Here is a 3,829-nt window from a genome sequence, read left to right as displayed (position 1 = left end):
AGATCGTGACCCGGGTGGGCGACCCGGAGGCCGGTGCCGAACTGCCGGTCATCGCGCCCGACGACCCGCGCGCGCTGATCGACGACGTGCTGCTGCGGGCCGGCCAGGCCGCCGCGCTGCTGGCCGCCCGTGTCGACGAGGGCGAGGCCGGCGCGTACAAGCACTGGCTCGTGCAGATCGCCGAGCAGGTGGTGGGCGCCGCGTCCAGCGGCGGGCTGCTGGGCATCGGCGGCGAATCCGTCAGCGACTCCGAGCGGCGCTTCCGCGACCGGCTCGCGCACGTGCTCAACGACTGACCGACGACAGCGAGGGGTCGGCCGGACCGGTCGGCTCGGCGGCCAGTGCCGTGGAGTCGGCCGGTCGGACGCCGCGCAGGGCGACCAACGCGGTAACCGCGCCCAGCAGCATCACCGCCATCGCGGCGTACGCGGCCAGGTGCAGCCCGTCGGTGAACGCGACACCGGCGGCGTGTCGCACCGCGTCGGCCAGTTCCGCCGGCAGCCCCTGGGCGACGGCGAGCGCACCGCCCAGCGTCTCCTGCGCCGCGTCGCCGGCGTCGGCGGGCAGCCCGGCCGGCAGGCCGTCGACGATCTCGCGGCGGTAGACCGCGGCGCCCACGCTGCCCAGGATCGCCATTCCCAGCGCACCGCCCAGCTCGCTGCTGGACTCGGTCAGCGCCGACGCGACGCCGGCCTGCTCGGGCGGCGCCGCGCCGAGGACCAGCTCGGTGACGAGGGACATCACCATCACCAGGCCGCCCGCGTAGACACTGGCGCCGACGAGGAGCAGCCACAGCGGCGTATCCGGCGTGACCTGGGTCAACACCACGAAGCCGACCGCGGCGATCCCGAATCCCGCACCGATCAGGTACGCCCGATCGACGCGTTGGGCGAGAGCGGCGGCGGCCGGTGCGACTCCGCCCACGGCGAGGGACGGCACGAGGCTCCACAGTGCCGCCCGCAGCGGGCTCAGGCCGAGCACCAACTGGAGGTGCTGGGTGGTGAAGATGGCGAAGCCGACGATGGCGAACATCGCCAGCAGGTTGACCGCGAGCGCCCCGCCGAAGCCGCGACGGCGGAACAGCCTGAGATCGACCATCGGGTACGCCCGCGTCCGCTGACGGTGCAGGAAGAGCGCGCCCACCAGCAGGCCGCCGACGATGGCGAGCACCCGCACCGGGCTGAGGCCGTCGCGGGCCATCTCCTTGATGCCGTAGATCACCGGCAGCAGCGCCCCGAGCGACAGCGCCGCGCTGACCAGGTCGAACCGCCCGGTCGCCGGGTTGCGGAACTCGGGCACCAGCAGCGGGGCGAGCAGGAGCAGCATCAGCATCGCCGGGATGTTGATCAGGAAGATCGAGCCCCACCAGAAGTGCTCCAACAGGATGCCGCTGAGCACCGGGCCGATCGCGATGCCGCCGGTGAGGGTGGCGGTCCAGACGGCGATGGCGGTGCCGCGCTGCTTCGCGTCGTGGAACATGTTGCGCACCAGGGCGAGCGTCGAGGGCATGAGGGTGGCTCCGCCGACGCCGAGCAGGGCGCGCGCGGCGATGAGCGTCGCGGTGCTGTCGGCGTACGCGGCCAGCAGCGACGCCGCCCCGAACGCGGTGGCGCCGATCAGCAGGAGTCGACGTCGGCCGATCCGGTCGCCGAGAGCGCCCATGGTAATGAGCAGCCCGGCCAGCACGAAGCCGTAGATGTCGAAGATCCAGAGTTGCTCGGTTGCGGTGGGGCGCAACTCCGCGCTGATAAACGGGACGGCGAAGTAGAGCACCGACACGTCCATCGAGACAAGGAGCAGGGGCAGCATCAGCACCGTGAGGCCAATCCACTCCCGCCGGCCCGCTCGCGGTGCCGGTGTGGTGGTGGTCGTCATGATCATTTCTCCTTCTGCGTATGGCGTACGCTGTTATGCGTAGACCATACGCAGAACTAGGATGGCGGGGCAAGGAGGAAATGTGGCGGCACAGACAGACGACAGCGGGCCGGTGCTCCCGCCGGCCATCGAGAGCGCCTGGGGTCTGCGGGAACGACCACCCAAGGGCCCCCGGCCGGGGATGAGCGTGTCCACCATCGTGGACGCCGCCGTACGCGTGGCCGACGCCGACGGGCTGGCGGCCGTCTCCATGAGCCGGGTCGCCAAGGAGCTGGGCGCCGCCACCATGGCCCTCTACCGGTACGTCGGCTCGAAGGACGAGCTGCTGCTGCTCATGGTGGACACCGGTTACGGCCCGTCGCCCGGACCGCCCCCGCCAGAGACCAACTGGCGCGCCGGTCTGACCCGCTGGGCCTGGGCCGAGCACGACGTGCTGCGGCGGCGCACCTGGCTGCTGCACGTGCCGATCAGCGGTCCGCCGATCACCCCTCAGCAGCTCGGCTGGATGGAGGACGGGCTGCGCTGCCTCGACGGCACCACCCTCGGCGAGGGCGAGAAGATGTCGACGCTGCTCCTGATCACCGGGTACGTCCGCAACGAGGCCACGCTCACGTCGCAGATCGCCGAGGGCGCCCAGGCTTCCGGCCTCACGCCGAGCGAGATGATGCCCGCCTACAGCCGAATGCTGGCCCGGCTCATCGACCCGGCCCGCTTCCCGGCGCTGCACCGGGTGCTGAGCGCCGGTGTGATCAACCAGGACGACGACCCGGACGACGAGTTCGTCTTCGGCCTGGACCGGATCCTCGACGGCGTCGAGGCACTCATGGAACGTCGAGCGGGCTGAGGCGCGAAATGCTACCGAGAGACACCATCGACACCACAGTCCTGCCCCCGGGCGAGCGGTTCGGGATGTGGCTGGACCTGGTCGCACGCACCTCGGCGCCACTGCGCATCCAGTCCGCGCACGCCGACGACTTCGCCGCCCGCGCCGACTTCATCTCGCTCGGTCCGATCCAACTCGTGGAATACCAGTACCCGTCACTGGACGCCACCCGCACCCAGAAGCTGGTCCGTCAGTCCGACCCGGAGCTGTACATCCTCGCCTACACCACCGGCGGCATCGGCACGTCCAGCCAGGACGGTCGCCGCAGCGAGATCCTGGCCGGCGAGTTCACCTTCTACGACGGGTCCCGACCGCACGACGTCTGCCACCACGCGACGGAACCGGAACGGGACCAGGCGACCTCGATCATCACGTTGATCCCCCACGCCGCGCTACCGCTGCCGCCGCAGCGGATGGCCGCGCTCTACGGCGGACGGATGTCCGGCAGCGAGGGCATCGGGGCGCTGCTCGCGCAGTTCCTGTTGCAGGTGACCAGGCACCCCGAGCAGTACCATGCCGCCGACGCGAGCCGGCTCGGCGCGGTCGGGCTCGACCTGGCCACCACCATGCTCGGCCGGCACCTGGTCGCCGAGGACGCCGTACCCACCGAGGTGCGCCGCCGGGCACTGCTCGCCCAGGTGCAGGCGTACGTCCACCGGCACCTGGGCGACGCGACGCTCAGCCCCGGGGCCGTCGCCGACGCCCACCACATCTCGGTGCGGTCCCTGCATCGACTGTTCGAGGCCGAGGAGACCACTGTGGCGTCGTACATCCGTGATCTGCGGCTGACCCGGTGCCGACGCGACCTGTCCGACCCGGCGCTGCGCAACCAACCGGTGCAGACCATTGCGGCACGGTGGGGGTTCTCCGACAAAGCCCACTTCAGCCGGGCGTTCCGGGCAGCCTACGGGGTGAGCCCGCAGGAACATCGCGACACCGCCTCGCATCCGGCGCGGATCGTCAACAGCGCGGCGTCCGTGGTCACCGGGTGGGCATCGTCCTGGCGGTCGTCGGCCTGGCCCTGGGAGTGGTCAGCTTCGCGGTCGGGCGACGCGAGCGCGAGCGGACCCC

General features: G+C 71.6%; 3 protein-coding genes and 1 pseudogene. 3 read left to right on the top strand and 1 reads right to left on the bottom strand.

Translation table 11 applies throughout. The features are described from left to right. Positions 1–296 (top strand): annotated as a pseudogene (locus ACWCO3_RS32680) (hypothetical protein); the annotation flags it as partial. On the opposite strand, the gene ACWCO3_RS32675 reads toward ACWCO3_RS32680, so the two are convergent. Beyond that, a complete protein-coding gene (locus tag ACWCO3_RS32675; RefSeq protein ID WP_450013778.1) occupies positions 286–1,875 on the bottom strand; it encodes an MFS transporter in 1,590 nt (529 codons plus the stop codon). The pseudogene ACWCO3_RS32680 and the gene ACWCO3_RS32675 overlap by 11 nt on opposite strands. Positions 1,876–1,957: 82 nt before the next feature. Here ACWCO3_RS32675 and ACWCO3_RS32670 point away from each other — a divergent pair, with 82 nt between their 5' ends. Together ACWCO3_RS32670 and ACWCO3_RS32665 are read left to right on the top strand one after the other, a co-directional pair. After that, positions 1,958–2,719, top strand: coding sequence for a TetR/AcrR family transcriptional regulator (locus tag ACWCO3_RS32670; RefSeq protein ID WP_450013776.1), 762 nt, complete (start codon positions 1,958–1,960; stop codon positions 2,717–2,719). 8 nt (positions 2,720–2,727) lie between these two features. Next, a partial coding sequence (locus tag ACWCO3_RS32665) for a helix-turn-helix domain-containing protein (RefSeq protein WP_450013774.1) occupies positions 2,728–3,829 on the top strand: 1,102 nt, incomplete at its 3' end.

Source organism: Micromonospora sp. NPDC002411, assembly GCF_053592955.1.
The sequence above is the reverse complement of the archived record's forward strand: the minus strand, read 5'-3'. Positions and strand labels throughout refer to the sequence as shown.